Origin of the sequence: Enterobacter cloacae complex sp. P14RS (genome assembly GCF_014895895.1) — a bacterium.
GTDB lineage: Bacteria > Pseudomonadota > Gammaproteobacteria > Enterobacterales > Enterobacteriaceae > Enterobacter > Enterobacter bugandensis.
In genome coordinates, this window is the sequence record NZ_JADBQM010000021.1 from 161,275 (window position 1) to 179,748 (window position 18,474).

At 52.7% G+C, this 18,474-nt stretch carries 21 protein-coding genes; 9 read left to right on the forward strand and 12 right to left on the reverse strand.

The window, feature by feature from the left end:
* Positions 1-33 precede the first annotated feature (33 nt).
* Positions 34-939, forward strand: coding sequence for a LysR family transcriptional regulator (locus IM295_RS16850; RefSeq protein ID WP_048958224.1), 906 nt, complete (start codon positions 34-36; stop codon positions 937-939).
* Positions 940-1,057: 118 nt separating this feature from the next.
* Here the strand turns inward: IM295_RS16850 and IM295_RS16855 are convergent, their stop codons facing one another.
* The 9 genes from IM295_RS16855 to IM295_RS16895 all read right to left on the reverse strand — a co-directional run bounded on the left by IM295_RS16855 (position 1,058) and on the right by IM295_RS16895 (position 8,120).
* Complete coding sequence (locus IM295_RS16855) at positions 1,058-1,861, reverse strand: carboxymuconolactone decarboxylase family protein (protein WP_193067007.1); 804 nt, start codon at positions 1,859-1,861, stop codon at positions 1,058-1,060.
* A 15-nt stretch (positions 1,862-1,876) separates the two neighbouring features.
* A complete protein-coding gene (locus IM295_RS16860; RefSeq protein ID WP_193067115.1) occupies positions 1,877-2,572 on the reverse strand; it encodes a putative quinol monooxygenase in 696 nt (231 codons plus the stop codon).
* Between the two features lie 59 nt (positions 2,573-2,631).
* Positions 2,632-3,651, reverse strand: a complete 1,020-nt coding sequence (locus IM295_RS16865) for an aldo/keto reductase (RefSeq protein ID WP_193067008.1) — start codon at positions 3,649-3,651, stop codon at positions 2,632-2,634.
* 2 nt (positions 3,652-3,653) lie between these two features.
* Positions 3,654-4,226: an NAD(P)H-dependent oxidoreductase gene (locus tag IM295_RS16870; RefSeq protein ID WP_193067009.1), complete on the reverse strand. Its 573-nt coding sequence runs from the start codon at positions 4,224-4,226 to the stop codon at positions 3,654-3,656.
* Between the two features lie 150 nt (positions 4,227-4,376).
* Positions 4,377-5,411, reverse strand: a complete 1,035-nt coding sequence (locus IM295_RS16875) for an amidohydrolase family protein (protein ID WP_193067010.1) — start codon at positions 5,409-5,411, stop codon at positions 4,377-4,379.
* 102 nt (positions 5,412-5,513) lie between these two features.
* Positions 5,514-6,461 carry an aldo/keto reductase gene (locus IM295_RS16880; RefSeq protein ID WP_193067011.1) on the reverse strand — a complete coding sequence of 316 codons (948 nt, stop codon included), beginning with the start codon at positions 6,459-6,461 and terminating at the stop codon, positions 5,514-5,516.
* A gap of 84 nt (positions 6,462-6,545) precedes the next feature.
* Positions 6,546-7,235 carry a type 1 glutamine amidotransferase domain-containing protein gene (locus IM295_RS16885; protein ID WP_193049966.1) on the reverse strand — a complete coding sequence of 230 codons (690 nt, stop codon included), beginning with the start codon at positions 7,233-7,235 and terminating at the stop codon, positions 6,546-6,548.
* Between the two features lie 8 nt (positions 7,236-7,243).
* Complete coding sequence (locus IM295_RS16890) at positions 7,244-7,552, reverse strand: superoxide dismutase (RefSeq protein WP_193067012.1); 309 nt, start codon at positions 7,550-7,552, stop codon at positions 7,244-7,246.
* Between the two features lie 184 nt (positions 7,553-7,736).
* Positions 7,737-8,120: a helix-turn-helix domain-containing protein gene (locus IM295_RS16895; protein WP_193067013.1), complete on the reverse strand. Its 384-nt coding sequence runs from the start codon at positions 8,118-8,120 to the stop codon at positions 7,737-7,739.
* A 97-nt stretch (positions 8,121-8,217) separates the two neighbouring features.
* Here IM295_RS16895 and IM295_RS16900 point away from each other — a divergent pair, with 97 nt between their 5' ends.
* Together IM295_RS16900 and IM295_RS16905 are read left to right on the forward strand one after the other, a co-directional pair.
* Positions 8,218-9,321, forward strand: coding sequence for an alkene reductase (locus IM295_RS16900; RefSeq protein WP_193067014.1), 1,104 nt, complete (start codon positions 8,218-8,220; stop codon positions 9,319-9,321).
* Between the two features lie 204 nt (positions 9,322-9,525).
* On the forward strand, positions 9,526-10,425 hold the full coding sequence (locus IM295_RS16905; protein ID WP_193067015.1) for a LysR family transcriptional regulator: 900 nt from the start codon (positions 9,526-9,528) through the stop codon (positions 10,423-10,425).
* A 36-nt stretch (positions 10,426-10,461) separates the two neighbouring features.
* Here the strand turns inward: IM295_RS16905 and IM295_RS16910 are convergent, their stop codons facing one another.
* Positions 10,462-11,370 (reverse strand): LysR family transcriptional regulator, encoded by a 909-nt coding sequence (locus tag IM295_RS16910; RefSeq protein WP_014831948.1) that lies wholly within the window; start codon positions 11,368-11,370, stop codon positions 10,462-10,464.
* A gap of 212 nt (positions 11,371-11,582) precedes the next feature.
* Here IM295_RS16910 and IM295_RS16915 point away from each other — a divergent pair, with 212 nt between their 5' ends.
* Both IM295_RS16915 and IM295_RS16920 read left to right on the forward strand, forming a co-directional pair.
* Positions 11,583-12,569, forward strand: a complete 987-nt coding sequence (locus IM295_RS16915; RefSeq protein WP_193067016.1) for an aldo/keto reductase — start codon at positions 11,583-11,585, stop codon at positions 12,567-12,569.
* A 46-nt stretch (positions 12,570-12,615) separates the two neighbouring features.
* On the forward strand, positions 12,616-13,797 hold the full coding sequence (locus IM295_RS16920) for an aldo/keto reductase (protein ID WP_193067017.1): 1,182 nt from the start codon (positions 12,616-12,618) through the stop codon (positions 13,795-13,797).
* Positions 13,798-13,938: 141 nt separating this feature from the next.
* Here the strand turns inward: IM295_RS16920 and IM295_RS16925 are convergent, their stop codons facing one another.
* On the reverse strand, positions 13,939-14,976 hold the full coding sequence (locus tag IM295_RS16925; RefSeq protein WP_193067018.1) for an aldo/keto reductase: 1,038 nt from the start codon (positions 14,974-14,976) through the stop codon (positions 13,939-13,941).
* 255 nt (positions 14,977-15,231) lie between these two features.
* Here IM295_RS16925 and IM295_RS16930 point away from each other — a divergent pair, with 255 nt between their 5' ends.
* Complete coding sequence (locus tag IM295_RS16930) at positions 15,232-15,675, forward strand: PACE efflux transporter (protein WP_193067019.1); 444 nt, start codon at positions 15,232-15,234, stop codon at positions 15,673-15,675.
* Between the two features lie 99 nt (positions 15,676-15,774).
* Positions 15,775-16,146: a VOC family protein gene (locus IM295_RS16935; protein WP_193067020.1), complete on the forward strand. Its 372-nt coding sequence runs from the start codon at positions 15,775-15,777 to the stop codon at positions 16,144-16,146.
* 57 nt (positions 16,147-16,203) lie between these two features.
* Here IM295_RS16935 and IM295_RS16940 read toward each other — a convergent pair whose 3' ends face one another.
* Positions 16,204-16,959 carry a DeoR/GlpR family DNA-binding transcription regulator gene (locus IM295_RS16940; RefSeq protein WP_193067021.1) on the reverse strand — a complete coding sequence of 252 codons (756 nt, stop codon included), beginning with the start codon at positions 16,957-16,959 and terminating at the stop codon, positions 16,204-16,206.
* 86 nt (positions 16,960-17,045) lie between these two features.
* On the opposite strand from IM295_RS16940, the gene IM295_RS16945 reads away from it, so the two are divergent.
* Together IM295_RS16945 and tam are read left to right on the forward strand one after the other, a co-directional pair.
* Positions 17,046-17,630, forward strand: a complete 585-nt coding sequence (locus tag IM295_RS16945) for an NUDIX domain-containing protein (protein WP_059357551.1) — start codon at positions 17,046-17,048, stop codon at positions 17,628-17,630.
* Between the two features lie 83 nt (positions 17,631-17,713).
* Positions 17,714-18,472 (forward strand): trans-aconitate 2-methyltransferase, encoded by a 759-nt coding sequence (gene tam, locus IM295_RS16950; RefSeq protein ID WP_193067022.1) that lies wholly within the window; start codon positions 17,714-17,716, stop codon positions 18,470-18,472.
* The last annotated feature ends 2 nt before the right edge of the window (positions 18,473-18,474 follow it).

Genomic DNA, 18,474 nt, shown 5'->3' on the forward strand with positions numbered 1-18,474 from the left:
CGTTGCATATAACGCCTTATCTGAGGAGCCATTGTGTCCGATCCTGACTTTAACCTTCTGGTTGCGCTCGACGTTCTGCTGGCCGAAGCCAGCGTGGCTGGCGCGGCGCGGCGCTTAAACCTGAGCACCTCCGCTATGAGCCGCACCCTGAGCAGGCTGCGGGAGGTGACAGGCGATCCTATCCTGGTGCGGGCTGGTCGGCAGATGGTGCTGACGCCCTGGGCCGAAGCCACCCGGGATCGGGCCAGAAGTGCCGTGCATGAGGCAAGGGCGGTACTGCAACCCTCCACGGAAACGCTGAATGTTGAGCGTATGGAGCGCCTGTTCACCATCCGAGCCAACGACGGCTTTGTGGTGGCGTTTGGGCCACTGCTCATTGCCGCAGTGGCGGCGGTGGCTCCCGACGTCTGCATTCGCTTTTCGCCGAAACCTGAGAAAACGTCGCGCTATCTGCGTGAGGGGCTGGTTGACCTGGAGATCGGCGTGCAGAGCAATATGGGGCCTGAAATTCGTCTGCAACGGCTCTTTCAAGACCGGTTTGTTGGCGCGGTGCGCCAGGGGCATCCACTGGCCTCGCTGTCGTCAGTCAGCCTGGAGGATTATGTCGCCTGGGGGCACGTGGTGGCCTCGCCCGACGGCTCGTTACACGGATTTGTCGATGAGGCGCTGGCGGAACGCGGGATGAAGCGCAAAATTGCCAGCGTGGTGCCAGGGTTCCCGACGGCATTATCGGTGGCGCTGGTCTCCGATCTCGTTGCCATGGTGCCGGCGCTCTATCTGCTCAATCAGCCGATGACCGAGCGCGTGCACGTCTTTGAACTGCCGTTTAAAACCCGGAGCATTACGGTGTCACAGATGTGGCATCCGCGCATGGAAAAGGACCCGGCGCATCGCTGGCTCAGAGAAAAGGTGCTGGAGGTGTGCCGCGCTGTACGCTGACGGCTCAGGCCACTTTTTTCGGCACGGAGAGAATGAAGCGCGTCGATACCGCATCCGATTCAACGCGAACGTTCGTTCTAATTTTGTGATGTGCGTCAGGTTTTAGTGTTCAGTAATATTACCTTTTACTCGTTGAGCGATTGCTTAATACCTCTCCGACAACAGGAGCAGCGGTAAATGCGTTTGGCCAGCCAGCGTAAAACGCGGCTTGGGTAACGATCTCCCCAGCTTCCTCAGCAGAAAGTCCATTATCCATCGCTCTGTTGAGGTGATAGCCAATCTGCGCACTCTGTCCGGATGCGATTAACGCGCTGACCGTAATCAGGCTTCTGTCGCGGGGTTTCAGCGCGGGTCTTTGCCAGAGATCCAGGAACAGTGGGTCAGCAGTAAATTTAACCAGGCCTGGAGATATTGGGCCTACATTTTTTTCCACTGTCTCTGAACGCTGCTTTTCTGCTTCCTGATTGAGAGGAAGCAGGTCCGGAGAAGCTTCAGGAAGTGCATCTGCCGTGACGCCACGAGTTTCAAATACTGCTTTGGTCACGCTGACGGCTGACATTGCATTTGGCCAACCTGAGTAGAACGCCAGATGGGTAATGATTTCTGACAATTCCGCTGGCGTAACGCCGCTATCGAGAGCGACGTCAATATAGTGCTTAAGCTCGGCAGGCTGGTTACGGGCAATCAGCATGGCGACGGTCACCATACTACGATCCCTGGGCGAGAGGGCATCGCGTGTCCACAGATCTTCAGTAATCGCTTCTCGACCAAAGCGCGCAAGAGCCGGTGAGACAGAACGAATATCAGCTTCAGGAATCGCTGAAGGTTCAATTTTCATCATAGCTTTACCTCTTGTTTCCTCAGCATTAGCAAAATCAGAAATAACAAGCGACATGGCCGCCGCTGCAATTACGCTTTTCATGTTAATCCTCACTGGTCAACGGTGCGGATCCTGTTTGATTCCGCCTTTGTTACGAAGAAATACCGGTTTTACCGGGATAGCGTCCTTCCTGGCGCTCATATGCGCCGTTTGCCTGAGATAGTCCAGGAAGTGCGGCGTTTGTCGGTGCAGTTGATAATCCTCCTCACTGGCGTAAATCTCATAGAAATACCAGCGGTTCGGACTCTGTGAGTCTGTAGCGGCATACATGGCTAACACGCCTTTCTCTACTTTGAGCGACTCGGCCATTTCAGGAAGGACGATGTTTTTAAATTCGGTCTGAAATTCAGGCTTTACCTCGACGATCACCAGATTATTAATGGTTCGCTCATTCGGTATGATGTGTTTGTCCCCCAGAAATTGGGGCTCCAGAGTGATTTTATTTTTCCGATCGATAATGTCAGGTGCCCGGGCAGCGAATGCCTTGTATGGTTCGGCATTCAGATGTTTGCGGTAAGCACTCTCGTTTTCATAGAGTTCGACCATGAATGCCTTACGTGGATTGTCGCTTCGTTGCAGGGCGTACATCGCCAGCGTACCTGCTTCATGATCAACCGAAGCGGAAATCGTCTGCCTGGCCACGTCTTCAAACTCTTTGTCCCGATCGGGTCTGACGCCGAGCTCAAAGATATTCATCACTACCTTATCCGGCGCGTCCGGCTTTGTTGCAAAGACAGAGCTGCTTATTAGCATGCAAATTAAAAGCATAAGGGGCTTTTTCACGTTGATCCTTTTACTGAAATGACTGTTTGCTACCGCGTCCAGACCTGCTTAACGTCTTTCGTTTGCGGCGTGTTTTGCGCCATAATCCCCGTCAGAACGTGCGGCTGGTAGGTTTCTTCAAGAAACTGGATGTCTTCTGGGCTCAGTTGAAGATTTACGGCGTTTACCGCGCCATCAACGTGATCTTTTTTTGTGGCCCCTACGACAGGTGACGTGACCTTTGTCAGCAGCCAGGCGAGTGAGATTTCCGTCATGGACACCTGATGTCGTTCAGCAAGTTCGGTGACGCGCTCGATAATGATCCGATCCTGTTCAGCCGTGCTGTCATATTTCCCGCGCGCATAATCATCCTCCGTGGCTCGCCGCGTGTGGCCTTCTTTCCGGGCGAGACGACCGCTGGCCAGCGCGCTATAGGGGGTCATGGCGATATCATCTTCAGCGCACAGACCGAAGAGCTCTCGTTCATCTTCACGCATAATCAAGTTGTAGTGGCTTTGCACGGAAACAAAGGGCGTCAGCCCTTCGCGTTCGGCAAGCGCGTTCGCTTTCGAAAGCTGCCAGGCATAGCAATTGGAAATACCAATAGCGCGCACTTTGCCCGCAGTAACGGCGGCATGCAGCGCTTCAAGCACCTCAATAACTGGCGTGTTGTAATCCCAGATGTGGTAGATGTAGAGGTCGATGTAGTCCATCCCCAGATTCTGCAGGCTCTGGTCGAGCGATCGGGCTATTGCCTCTTTTCCGCCGATCCCCGCGGCAATTTGCGCGGCGGTTCGTGGCAGAAACTTGGTGGCCAGCACCACGTCCTCGCGTTTTGCCATCTCCCGCAGCGCCCGGCCAACGTATCGCTCGCTGGAGCCGTTCTGATAGGCGATGGCGGTATCGTAAAAATTGATACCCTTTTCGAGACCGTAGCGGATGATGTCCCGGCTTGCTGTTTCGTCCAGCGTCCAGCGATGCTGGCCCGTTAACGGGTCTCCAAACCCCATACATCCCATACAGATGCGGGAGACCAGTAAGTCACTTTTACCGAGCCGGGTATACTGCATCGTTATTCTCCCTCTGGATTATTCACGACGGAATTGAGCAGATCGACAAGCCTTGAAGCGTGTTCCCGGGCAAGCGTTTTTTGCTGCGCGATTTTGTCGGCATCCCGGTCGGCATAGCTGATACCGCAGGTATAAACCGGCGCCAGCAGCTCAAGATTGCACAGTCTTGCCGTGGTCTCGAACGGAATAAGATACTCTTCAATGGCATGGCCAAAGAAACCGTCAGCGTTATAGAGCGCCTGTGGCGCCCCTGTAGTGAAGGAGAGGATTAGCTTTTTACCGCCCAGTTTCGCCGTTGAGCCATGCGCGAAGCCGTGGACAAAGACCTCGTCCAGCCATTGTTTCATTAACCCGGGCAGCCCATACCAGGAAAAAGGAAACTGCCAGACAATCACATCGGCCCTGAGCAGGCTTTCCTGCTCCGAAGCGATATTGAATTTGCCGTCCGGATAGAGCCAGTCCAGACGACGAATTTCAGCATCGGGAAGGGCGGTCGCCACTTCATCAAGGATAGTGGCGTTGGCGACGGAATGGTTCAGCTCAGGATGACCTGAAATAACAAGGATATTTTTCATTTCAATACGTTAAAGAGGCTGGTGAGTTTTTAAACCAGTATAGAGTGACACCATTATTTTTTTTAGAGCAGTAAAGGCTCATTCACTTTTAGACAAAAACTAATAATGGTCGACTGTTCTCATTGTGCCCGGTCATCATGAACCCGTGAACTACGCCATGATGCCCAGTAAACGTTCTGCATTGCGAAACGCGATGGCCTCTTTTTCAGCCTTGTTGACGGGCAGACTGTCGATAAATGTTTTTACACCGTCCAGGGTCTGATAGGGGTAATCAACGGAGAACAGGATCCTGTCTGCCCCCATTAACGCGTAGATAAACTGGAAGTGCGGCAGTGTCAGCATACCTGACGGGGTAACGTAAACGTGTTCCTGGAAGGTTCTCGTTAGCGTGCGTGACAGACCCGTTGCAGCCAGCGGAAGGCTGTCATCAAGACGCTGCAGCCAGAAGGGCAGCATCTCCCCCCAGTGGCCACTGATTACCTGCAGGTGGGGATATTTATCAAATGCGCCCGATAACATCAGCCGTAACAAATGGATCCCGGCTTCGTGATGCCAGCCCCAGCCAAACATAGAGAGCCGGGCGTTGACCTCTGCATTGAAGCCCGTGAAGTAGGCCTGTTGCACGCTTTTAACCGGTAATCCGGGATGAAGATAGAGTGGCACATTCAGTTTATTAAACCGGGAAAGCAGGGAGTCATAGTCAGGATGATCGAGAAAGCATGAAGAGGGTCGGCCATTCAGAAGTGCCCCCTTAAACCTCAGTTTTTCAACTGCGCGGGCAAGCTCTTTTTCAGCCTCTTCCGGCTGTGCCCAGGGAAGTGTGGCAAATGCCGCGAAGCGATCCGGGTGATTTCTTACCGCCCCGGCAAGGCGGTCGTTTGCCGCCGTATTTAATGTTACCGCTTCATCCCCGGGTGCCAGCTGGGGAAATCCGCCCACAGAGAGGATCTGCAGGGTAATTCCAGCTTCATCCATATCCCTGAGGCGGCGGCTTCCCAAATCAGCGCCTTTCGCGTTTATCAGCGCATTCTTTTCTATCTGCGGCCGGCTTCGGTCAGGATTATGACCATCAGCGACGGTTTTCCCCCAGTCGCCAAGGAAAGGTGCCTGCTCAAGCGCAACAGGCATACACGCTCGCCCTAACTCGCTGTCGAGATAATGTTCTTCGAGGCAAATGATTTTCATATTCTCACCCTTCATACAAAGCAGTAAAAGTGATGCAGATTAGGATCGCCCGGAACAGCCCGTTCGTGAGTGTCATTCATGACAGTCTGTCCCGGACAGGGTTTACACCATCGGTTTTTCCCAGGCGCCTCGTGTATCCACTCTGGTCTCTGTGGCGAGTTGTTCCAGCAGGATGATTTCCTCATCGCGTAACTGGATGTCTGAAGCGTATGCGGCGTCCAGAACGTGATGGACTTTAGTCGCACCAACGAGGGGAAGGGTACCTTTTGCAATAGCCCATGCGATGGCTATCTGTGCAACGCTGGCATTCCTTTCGGCTCCCATTTTTTTCATGGCGGCGGTTAATCTTTCTATCTGCGGCAGTACTGCGTTATAACTTTCGGCCCGGCCACTCCCGGCAGGCATGGGATGATTTGAATCATAACGACCACTGAGCGCGCCTTGCTCCAGGACCATGTAAGCAAAGAACGTGATGTTATTTTGTCGGCAATAATCAAGGATCCCGGCCTCTTCAGAGGCCCGATAAAGCAGGCTGTAGTGATTCTGTACTGCACTGAGGGAATAACCGGAAGCGTTAAGGATTTCGTTGGCGCGTCTGATTTGTGCCAGATTGTGGTTGGAAACCCCGACGCGTTTGACCTTACCGCTTTGTAAAAGTGGGATCAGTCCTGGCGTCCATTTCTCAACGTCGAGGGGATTGTGGATCCAGTAGATATCAATCGCGTCCACACCCAGGCGTCCGAGGCTGGCCTCAAGCATATCGCTGACAGGCTGCGCTGACTGTTCGTTCGCAATCTGCGGCGTGAATTTGGTGGATAAAATCATATCCTCGCGGGGGAACTGACGGACTAATGCTCCCAGCGCTGCCTCGGAACTCCCCATGCCATATACTGCTGCGGTATCCCAGAGATTCAGACCCTTACTCATGGCCGTGGTGAACACGTCTGCCATCTGAGTAGCAGAAAGATGATTGCCGAAGACGGTGTCGCCACCGGCGAAGCCTGTGTCCCAGGACCATGTGCCGAGCGCGACTGGAGGAAGAGTTTTCATATTCAGCTCCTGAAAAAAGGCCGGAACGTTGCTGACGTAAACCGGCCAAAGAGGGTGAGTAACGATGAAAGACAGATGAATGAATTAAGTTGGCTGGCGGAGGGCATTTAACAGCGCCACACCGACACCGTGCGCTGAAGCGGGATTCTGCCCCGTGATAAGGCGACCGTCAGTAACCACATTTTCAGACCAGTTCGGGGCTTCATGATGAAGCGCGCCATGCTCGCGGAGCGCAGTCTCAAGCAGGTAGGGAACCACATCTGTGGTGTGAACTTCTTCCTCTTCGTTGTTGGTAAAGGCCGCCACGTTTTTGCCTTTCACCAGGTATTCGCCGCTGCTGAGCTTTGCGTCAACCAATGCCGCAGGCCCGTGGCAGACGGCTGAGACAATCCCATCACTTTCATACACTTCGCGGATAATACGCTGGGCATCCTGGCTGTCGCGGAAATCCCACATGGTTCCATGCCCGCCCGCAAAGAAAACGGCGCTGTAATCGGAACCGTTCAGCTCGGATAACGCAGGCGTTGTTGCCAGGCGCTGCTGAAAATCGGTTTCGTTCCAGTACCAGGCGTTGACAGGATCACTGAGGTCAAATCCATCCACCGGCGGCTGTCCCCCGCGAATGCTGGCTATCATCGTTTTTAGTCCGGCATCTTCCAGTACTTTCAGCGGATGCGTCAGCTCAGCCAGGAAAAAACCGGTTGGTACACCGGATGCGCCTTTAATCGGATGGCTGGAAACGACACACAGCACGGGTTTATCTGCAGGTTTCATATCGGGCCTCACTCTTTATTTTTAAATTCAGCGGCAAAGAGATTTTCCCAGTTAATAAAGGAGCCAAGCGGAATGCACTCAAAGCTTAATAAGCCTGCTTTTGCCAGCGGGAATTCGGCCATTACGTTCATCGCTTCATCGACAGAGTCACATTCAAGAAAAATAGCGACGCCAGGTCTGTCCTGACGGAAGTAGATGTCGCGGATGAAGCCGGTTTTATACAATCCCCAGGCGTGCAGCGCTTCAGCGTTAAGGTGTGGAGCATACTTTTCCAGCGATGCTCCAGGTGCGGGGATGTCCAGACATAAAATTCGCATAAGTGTCTCTTGTTCTCAGGTTTAAAGGGAAAGAGAGAAGAGTATATGAGCGCCATTTTGAGAAGATTAGGCGGTCATTGGCTTAAGCATATTTAGTCTGTACTTAATAATCAGGTGAGGAGTACGACAGGGTAAATCTATGCCAGACATGTCTGTTCCTGCATCTGTATATGAATAGTCTGGCTTAATCAGTCGAAAACTCGGACTGGCTTTCATATTCAGAACGTGCCTTTTCAACCTCGCCCTGATGAATCAAGGACCAGTCTATAAGTGTCATAACTGGCCCCATTAATGTCCGTCCAAGTGGGGTTAGCTCATATTCAACACGTGGCGGGATCGAAGGGAATACCGTCCGCGATACTAACCCATCTCGTTCAAGACTTCTCAGTGTTAACGTCAGCATTCTCTGAGAGACCTGACCGATGGTACGTCTGAGTATATTAAATCGCAAAGGTCCCTCGGCAAGATGAGCAATGATTAAGATACTCCACTTATCACCAATCCGACTGAGCAATTCGCGGGTGAAAATATTGCAGGTGGGTGCTGTCCGTTTATCTGACGGTATCATGAATGTGCCTTCTTGCGGGTAAAATAACGGTATGTAATATAGCCCTGGTTACAAAACAAAACGACTCGTTTCTTACAGAGAATAAAGGTACTGCTCCTTGAAAAATGCACCCCTTACGCTTTTATCCCCATATAACATCGGGGAATTGACACTAAAAAATAGAATGGTAATGGCCCCAATGACCCGCAGTCGGGCCGTTACCGGTAATGTACCTAACCCTCTGGCTCCTGTTTACTATGCGCAGCGGGCGCAGGCAGGGTTGATAATATCTGAAGCTACGCAGGTTAGCCGTCAAGGTACCGGATATATAAGAACACCGGGAATATATTCCCTCGCTCAGGTTGAGGGATGGCGTCGCGTAACAGATGCAGTTCATGAAGCCGGGGGAATTATTTTTGCGCAACTGTGGCATGTCGGACGCGTTTCGCATCCTGAGTTCCATGATGGTGTCCTTCCGGTTGCCCCATCTGCAATTAATGCAGAGGCAGACGTTTTTACGTCTAATGGAATAGCACAAACTCCTGTCCCTCGCGCGCTTTTAACAAGTGAAATCGCCGATGTCGTCTCACAGTTTCGTCAGGGTGCTGAAAAAGCTTCTGAAGCCGGTTTCGATGGAGTAGAAATACATGGTAGTTCAGGATATCTCCTTGACCAGTTCCTTCGTGACGGTTCTAACAAACGAGAAGATCATTATGGTGGGACTATTATAAACCGTGCACGTTTTCCTCTGGAGGTCGTCAGTGCAGTGAGCGAAGTGCTCGGCGCCGATCGCGTTGGTTTCAGGGTTGGTCCAAACATGTCGCTACATGGTATGTCTGATTCTTCGCCGGTTGAAACATTCAGTTATTTAGCGACTCAACTCGACGCTATTGGCATCGCCTACCTTCACGTAACCGAAGGTATTGCCGGGCCCGATGCTCCGGTCGCAGGTTCACAGCGGATTGCACCTTATCTTCGTCAGTGTTTCTCGCGAACTTTTATTCTGAATGGTGGATATGATGCTCAGACCGGTGAGGATGCAATTAACAAGGGTGAGGCCGATCTCATCGCCTATGGTGTTCCATTTATTGCCAATCCCGATTTACCCGCAAGATTTGCGTGCGGCAGCGATCTCAACGTTCCGGACCCTGCAACCTTCTATGCGCCGGGACAGAACGATGCGGTGGGCTACACTGACTATCCCGCACTAAACAATAGTTAAAAAACATCAATACCTTAATGTCTTACGCCTATTGGCATCCATTCTGTGCCGTGAATGTCATCTGAATGAGTACAGGTGTATTTCAAAATACGTGGTTAACAGTGGATCGCAGCATCAGTAAAAACGAACTAAAGGGATATTATTGACTTAAGCATCTTTAGGCTGTAGTTAACAATTAAGCAGTGATTGCTTAAGGAACACATTATGAATAACGCCCTGTATAACCAGATACGGATCTTTCAGAGCATTGCACGTGAGGGCAATATTTCGGCAGCCGCAAGAAAACTGGAAATTACGCCTCCCTCCGTCAGCAATGCGCTTAAGCTGCTGGAAGATCATATTGGCCATCCGCTTTTTGTGCGTACGACCCGCCGTATTGAGCTGACGGAAACCGGGCAACTGTTGCTGGAACAGACCGCTGCGGCGGTGGAGTCGCTGGAAAATTCGCTTGAAAGCATTCGCGACCAGAATCAGGAGCCCTCTGGTATCGTGCGAATCACGCTCTCGCGTTTTGCCTATCTGTTAATTCTTAAGCCTGCAATGGCGAAATTCTGTCAGCAATATCCGGGTATACAGCTGGAAATTTCGGTTTACGACGGTACTGTGAATGTTATCGAAGAGCGTTTTGATCTTGGGATCCGTTTTGGCGATATCCTCGAGGGTGGGGTGGTAGCGCGGCCGTTAATGAAACCCTTTCGTGAAGGGTTATATGCATCCTCAGCCTATCTCAGCGAGCATGGAACGCCTGAGGTGCCGTCAGATCTCAGTCAACACAAGCTGATTGGCTACCGTTTTATTACTAACAACCGCATCCTTCCGTTGATTCTGAACGATCGCGGAGAGCAGTTGACGGTTGAGATGCCCGGACAGTTAATCAGCAACGATATTGACGTTATGGCAGACGGGATCCGTAACGGCCTGGGAATTGGACGTTTGTTTGATCCCATCTGGCAGTTACAGCCGGACAGGGAGCGCTTTATACCCGTGATGGAAAGCTACTGGAAAACCTACCCGCCAGTGTATCTCTATTATCCCAAAAACGCGGGTAAAACGAAAAGAGTGAAGGCCCTGATTGATTTTCTGATATCCGCTACGGGGCGATAAAGACGATAACGCATCGTCCCGTATGGAAGCGCTATTTCACAACCCCAGCGGCCTGGCCTCCTGTATGAACTCAATCAGAAGGCGAAGCCCGGTCGGCAGTTGCCGGCGGCTTGAATAATAGATATAAAAACCTTCCTCCAGCGGGGACCATTCCGTAAGCACCAGGCGGAGCCGTCCATCCTTCACATATGGTGCAACAAGAGGCTCCGGAAAATACATCAGGCCGGCCCCGCCTAATACGGCCACAAGACCCGTTTCAGCCTGGTTGACCGTCACTGAGCCAGGCACAGTGATTTGGTACGTTTCGCCATCTCGCTCAAGTTCCCAGCGATAAATCCGATCGTCGCCGAGACGATTGCTTATACAGCGATGGTGTAACAAATCATCCGGATGTTCAGGCGTTCCGTAGCGTTCAAGGTAGTCGGGGGATGCGGCGATAACCCAGCGAATATCGGCAGATAAACGCCGGGCAACCATGTCTTCCGGGACGGTGCCACCATAGCGGATACCGGCATCGAAGCCCGCATCAGTGACGTCAACCATACGGTTACTGGCCACAATATCGATTTCAATATCGGGATAGCGATCCATAAACGCGGGCATAACCGGTGCAAGCAAAAGATTGGCCGCTTCAACGGCAGCATTGATGCGGATACGCCCGGTAGGCGTATTACGATACCGGTTAAGCGATTCAAGCGCGCCTTCTATCTTGTCGAAAGGCTGAAGGACAGACTGAACCAGTTCTTCACCTGCAGCCGTAGGTGTAACGCTCTTGGTCGTGCGATTAAGGAGGCGAACCCCGAGCCGGGTTTCCAGTCCCTTCAGGGCATGACTAAGCGCTGATGCACTGACACCTAATTCAATCGCCGCACGGCTGAAACTGCGATGACGTGCAATAGCCATGAAATAAATGAGATCGGCGACATCAGCTCTGCTTATTTGCATACAGAATCGTTTTCCTTATGCGTTAAGGCCCGAATGCGTTGATACGGAAATGATATACACCATAGACCGACCAGGGCTAATCCGTTGCTGAATTTTTTTCACAAGTCCATCCACCCATCGCCTCTCACTGAACACATTGTGCTTCGTTATTCTTGAAAATTATGCGCTCTGGCCGTCGGTCAGGGCGGAACATTCACCTAACGGAGCCGTGTATGAACTATACGCATCTTGGCCGCACCGGCCTGAAAGTCAGCTGCCTTTGTCTCGGAACCATGAATTTTGGTGACGTCACCGACGAGAAAACCAGCGCCCGCATTCTGGATGAAGCGCTTGAGGCGGGTATCAATTTCATTGATACAGCAGACGTGTATGGCACCGAGCAATCACCCGATATCCAGCAAGGTTCGGGGCTGTCTGAAGAGATTATTGGTCGCTGGCTCCAGCAGGGTGGCCGCCGTGACCGTATCGTTCTGGCGACGAAAGCCTATCAGCCTATGGGACCGGGTCCGAACGATCGTCGTCTTTCTGCTTACCATATTCGCAAGGCCTGCGAGGACAGTTTGCGACGGCTTAAGACCGACCATATTGACGTCTATCAGATGCATCACATCGATCGTTATACACCATGGGAGGAGGTCTGGCAGGCCATGGAACTCCTTGTTCAGCAGGGAAAAGTGCTATATATCGGTAGCAGCAATTTCGCTGGCTGGGACATTGCGACCGCGCAGTCAGTTGCCACGGCCCGTCATTCCCTGGGCCTGGTTGCTGAGCAAAGTCTCTACAATTTGACTGCCCGAACCGTTGAGCTGGAGGTCATTCCCGCATGCCGTCATTTTGGCCTGGGACTGATTCCCTGGAGCCCACTTGCCGGAGGGTTGCTTGGCGGCGTACTGAAAAAGATGGCAAGCGGGCGCCGTGCAAGGCCCGCGTTTGCCCGTCTAATCGAACAGTATCGTCCGCAGCTGGAAGCCTACGAAGGATTATGTGAGGACCTCGGCGAAACCCCTTCCGATGTGGCGCTTGCCTGGCTCCTGCAGAATCCTGTGGTTACTGCTCCACTTATCGGGCCTCGTACGGTCGAACAACTCCGGGAGGCGCTTCACGCAACGACAATCACGCTATCAGACGACACCATGAGCTGTCTCGACGAAATCTGGCCCGGCCCCGGGGGAGAAGCGCCCCAGGCTTATGCCTGGTAATGACCAAATTAATGAATCCTTTCTTCGCTATAGGGAGTTCCAGTTTATGAGCAAGATGATGCATGACCAGCATTCTGCTTCCGTACCCGCTTCCCGGGATCGTCGCAATTTTCTGATCGCCGGCGCCGGTCTGGCGTTGGCCGCTACCACCCTTGGCAGGAGCGGTGCAGTGATGGCGAACCCGGCTGGTCAGGACACGTCGAGCGCCCTTTCGGGTGCTGTTCCCGTCCAGAAGGAGACCTTAACCACGCGTAAACTCGGCTCGCTGGAGGTTTCAAGTATGGGACTCGGGTGTCTGCCTATGGTGGGGTATTACGGCGGTGGTCCGCGCGATCGTAAAGCCATGGTTTCGCTCATCCGGGCCGCCTTCGAACAAGGCATCACGTTCTTTGATACTGCCGAGGTGTATGGCCCCCATCTCAGTGAAGAATTTGTCGGGGAAGCACTGGCCCCCGTTCGCGATCGTGTGGTGATTGCCACTAAGTTCGGTTTCGGCGTGGAGGAGGGGAAGCCAACCTCCCTTAACAGCCATCCTGACCATATTCGCCGTGCCGTAGAAGGCTCGCTGAAGCGTCTGAAAACGGACCACATCGATCTTCTTTATCAGCATCGCCCCGATCCGAATGTGCCGATTGAGGATGTGGCGGAAACCGTGAAGGCGTTGATACAGGAGGGTAAAGTGAAACACTGGGGATTGTCGGAAGCGAGTGCCAGGACAATCCGCCGCGCACATGCGGTATTCCCTGTGACTGCAGTACAGAGTGAGTATGCCATGTGGTGGCGTGAACCGGAGACGCGGATATTTCCAACGCTCGAAGAGCTGGGTATCGGCTTTGTACCTTACTGCCCGACCGCCCGGAGTTTCCTTGCCGGGGCAGTCAATCCAGATCAGCGGTTCGACAGCACAGATCGGCGGCATAACCTGCCACGCTTCCAGCCCGATGCCCTGGCCAAAAACATGGTACTGCTTGAATTTGCGCAATCCTGGGCCCGCCGCAAAAACACCACTCCGGTTCAGTTCGCGCTGGCATGGGTGATGGCACAACGGCCATGGATTGTCCCCATCCCGGGTACGACGCAATATCCGCACCTGATAGAAAATAGCGGTGCACCGCAAGTCCGGTTGACGGACAACGAGTTACGCGAAATCGATGCAGCGCTTGCCAGGATCCCATTGCAGGGTGGTCGCGCAGATCCGTTTACCGAAAGTCAGTTTGATAAAAGTTAAACGGTGATGGCCACCTTTATACTTACTGTCACAGGGAGACTGTAGGTAAAGTCTCCCTGTCTCGCGATCCGACCCGGACATCAAGAGTTGTTCATTGTCACCAACAGCGGAACCGAACCAACGCCGGGCCAGGGTAGGGCATTAACAGTCCTGTATTGCTGAAGGCAGCGTGAGTGAAGGTGGCGTATCCGGAAGCGGGGGAATGATCCCGTCGACGGGGTGCGGCAGATAGCGTGCCTCGAGTTCCATGATTTCGGCATCGCTAAGTGAAAAGTCCAGCGCGCTGATAGCCGTGGAAAGATGTTCTGGTTTCGTCGCGCCGATGATCGGTGCTGTGATGACCGTTTTTGATAGCAACCAGGCAATTGCAACATGGGCTCTTGGCACATCGTGCTTTTCAGCAATGCTGGCAACAACATCAATAACGGGCTTATCCAGAAGGGCTGCGTTCTCATACATTTTTAACGCAAAGGCATCGTTTTGCGTTCGTCGGGACGTGACACTCCAGTCGCGCGTGAGCCTGCCGCGTGCCATCGGACTCCAGGGGATCACACCAACGCCCTGGTCTTCACACAGGGGCAGCATCTCGCGCTCTTCTTCCCGGTAAAGCAGGTTGTATTGCGGTTGCATTGTAATAAATCGGGTCCAGCCGTTACGCTCTGCCGTATGCTGCATTTTTGCAAAGCGCCAGGCTTCCATAGATGATGCGCCGATGTAACGTACTTTTCCTGATTTAACGAGGTCATGCAGAGCCTCCATGGTCTCTTCAACAGGCGTGGAGTGGTCAAAGCGGTGAATCTGAAAGAGATCCACGTAATCCATGCCTAAGCGCATCAGGCTATCGTCAATAGACTGAAAAATGGCCTTGCGGGAAAGAAACCCGGTATTGGGGGAGTTGCGCCACGGAAAGAAGGTCTTTGTCGCCACAACGATCTCATCGCGTCTGGCCATTTCTCTCAGCGCTTTTCCAGTGATCTCTTCAGAACTTCCGCCCGAGTAGATATTCGCGGTATCAAAAAAATTAATGCCCGCTTCAAGCGCCTGACGAATGAGCGGACGTGACGCCTTTTCATCCAGGGACCAGGGTTGAGGCAAGCGTTCAGGTTCACCATAGCTCATACAACCGAGACAAAGACGGGAGACTTGCAAACCGCTACGACCCAGATTCACATACTTCATTCTGTGTTCCTTCTAAACTGCGTGGCCAACGGTGAATCCTCAAGACTGAGGAGGGATACCTCCTGAGGCACGGCAATATTCTTATTTAACATAATATACATTATGCGCACCAATGTAATGCCAGTCAAAATCTGCCTTTCTACGGTTGTGATTGCCCCGATTCATTGATAGCTAGTGAAATCCAACTTCTACGTTTATCCAATGTTAAAAGACGTTTGATATACTCCTGGCTTTGACCACCGCTGCTGTAGACTTATGGAAATCGAACTCAATAAAAGCTTCAAAGAAAGGATTTTCCACGCTGTCATTTTTGAAGTGACGGCCAACGTTATCATCGCTCTGTCTCTTGCGTGGCTGATGAACGTTTCGGTACTCCAGTCGGGTTCGTTGTCGGTGATATCTGCGCTTACCGCAACGGTCTGGAATTTTGTCTTCAATAAGCTCTTTGACTCCCTGCAGAAAAAACATCAGTTCCAACGAACGTTTCTCGTTCGCGCCATCCATGCAGTTGGGTTTGAAACGGGCCTTATCATCTCCTTAATCCCTGTGGCAATGTTCATGCTGAATTTAACGATCGCGGAGGCATTTTTTGTTGAGATTGGCCTTGTACTGTTTTTCCTGCCATACACGATGCTTTTTAACTGGCTCTATGATTATCTGCGTTGGACATTCGTAGGGAGTAAACGGTCTGTTGTGTAGCGAGTATTGATATCGGTCACATTCGCAACCCCTTGATCGTGTTGGACTCCACTCTCTTTCTATACTTCTCATTTCACCATCACTTTTGAGGAGTCCATAATGTTTGATCATGTAAAATTCGGCGTCAGCGATTATGAGAAAAGTAAAACCTTCTTCCTCATGTCGCTTCAACCGCTCGGTGTCGAACTCGTCGATGAAGGCTCTCCTGACTATGGCGTCGAAATGAGTTCCGGCGATGTTTCTCTTTGCCTTTTTCAGTCGAATGATAAACCCGCTCCGCTTCATCTGGCCTTTATGGCCACGACACGCCAGCAGGTTGATGACTTTTACCATGCCGCGCTGCGCGCAGGCGGACGCGACAATGGCGCACCGGGATTGCGCTCCTACGGTAAAAATTACTATGCCGCATTTGTCATTGCCCCTGATGGTCATAATATCGAAGCGGTATGCCATGCCCCCGAAGAAAGATAACTTAATTTCACCCGCTTGCGAGTACCCGCGCCAGCCAGTTTTCTGGCTGGCTCACGCTCAGGCCAATACGACCGATACCCCTTTTTCCGATACCGCATTGACCCAGCCGCGGTCGGTATCGCCTTCGACGACAATCGTATTCGCCAGCGCCACATCGCCAATAACAAATGATGACGCCGTATTTATTTTTTCCGGCGACGCCAGGACAACCGTCTCGGCGGCTCTGCCGGAAAATGCACGTTTGATGCACGCCTCTTCGAAATCTCCGGTCGTCAGCCCTGCTTCCGGATGGATACCGGTCACGCCCATAAAGAACAGATCCGCATGAATGTTTTCGATACCTTCGATGGCCGCCGCGCCGACGGCGACAATCGAGTGTTTATACAAACGGCCGCCGATCAGAATCACCTCGATGGAAGGATGATTAACAAGCCCCAGGGCAATGCTCGGACTGTGCGTCACCACGGTAATACGCAGGTTACGCGGTAAAAAGGCGATCAATTCTGAGGTGGTCGTTCCACCGTCAACGATCACCACCTGGCCCGAAGAAATCAGCTGCGCCCCCTTCTGCGCCACCTTTCTTTTGGCATCCATTTTAACGGACTGTCGTTCCGCGAAAGGCACAGTAGCGGAGGACGACGGCAGCGCGCCGCCGTGAACCCGCTGTAAACGCCCTTCTGCCGCCAGCTCGCGCAAATCGCGTCGGATGGTGTCTTCAGAGACGTCGAAGAGAACGCTAAGTGCTTTTGACTGGACCTGTCCTTCGGCGCCGAGCTTTTCAAGGATCAACTGTTTTCGCTGACTGGTGAGCATGCTGTATTCCTGATGTTGCATGTTTAATCTTGAAAATGCACGATAGTGCTGGTATTGATAGTTACTCTACGTAAGGAGGACGAAACGTGCAATCAAAACGTGCAGATGTGCGCATCATTGACAGTGAAACCCTGTCCGATAACTGGTACTTACTTAAAAAATATACCTTTGACCTGCAAAGACGCGATGGCGAATGGCAGCGGCAAACGCGTGAAGTTTATGACCGGGGGAACGGCGCCACGATCCTGCTCTACAACCGTGACCAAAAAACGGTGATTCTGACCCGCCAGTTCCGCTTCCCGGTCTTCATAAATGGCCATGAAGACAATCTGATTGAGGCGGCGGCCGGCCTGCTTGATAACATGGATCCGGAAAGCCGCATTAAAGCAGAGGCGGAAGAAGAGACCGGGTTTAACGTGTCGAGCGTGCAGAAAATCTTTGAAGCCTACATGAGCCCAGGCTCCGTCACGGAGAAACTCTATTTCTATATTGCCGAGTATCAGCCGAAGGACAAAACCAGCGCAGGCGGCGGTATCAAAGCGGAGGGAGAAGATATCGACGTGCTGGAAATGCCCTTTGAAGAGGCATTGCGGGGAATTGATACGGGCAAAATCGTCGACGGAAAAACCATCATGCTGCTCTACCATATTGCACTGAAAGGCATTCTGTAAACTGCCGCTCGCCCGACGCCTGTCCCGGTGCAGGTGTCGGCCTGTGCTATCCTTGCTGAAACACGCAAAACGGAGATCTGAAGATGGCCGACTGGAACCCCTCGCTTTATCTGCAATACGGCGCTGAACGAACGCGCCCTGCCGCCGAGCTGCTTGCCAGAATTCCCCTGAGTGACGTTGCCACCATTGCCGATTTGGGCTGCGGGCCGGGAAACAGCACCGCGCTGTTGCAGCATCGCTGGCCAAAAGCGCAGATTGTCGGCGCCGATAACTCACCGGCTATGCTGGAAGAGGCGCGCAAGGCACTGCCCGACTGTCAGTTCGTTGAGGCCGATATCCGCCAGTTCAGGCCTGGCCAGCCGTTGAACCTCATCTATGCGAACGCATCCCTACAGTGGATACCTGACCATTACGATCTCCTGCCGCATCTGGCGTCACTGCTCACGCTCAATGGCGTGCTGGCGATCCAGATGCCGGACAACTGGCTTGAGCCCACGCATGTGGCGATGCGTGAAGTGGCGCTGGAGCAAGGCTACCCGGACCGTGGCCGCGAGCCGCTGCCTGGCGTGCATGCCTATTACGATATCCTGTCGGAGGCCGGCTGCGATGTGGATATCTGGCGGACAACCTATTTCCATAAAATGAGTTCGCACCAGGCCATTATTGACTGGGTCAGCGCGACCGGTTTGCGCCCGTGGCTCCAGGAACTGAACGAGAGTGAGCAGCAACGTTTCCTGAAACGCTACCATGAACTGCTGGAAGAGCAGTATCCGCTCCAGGAAAACGGGCAGATACTGCTGGCTTTTCCTCGACTGTTTATGGTTGCCCAGCGTCAGCCCTGAAC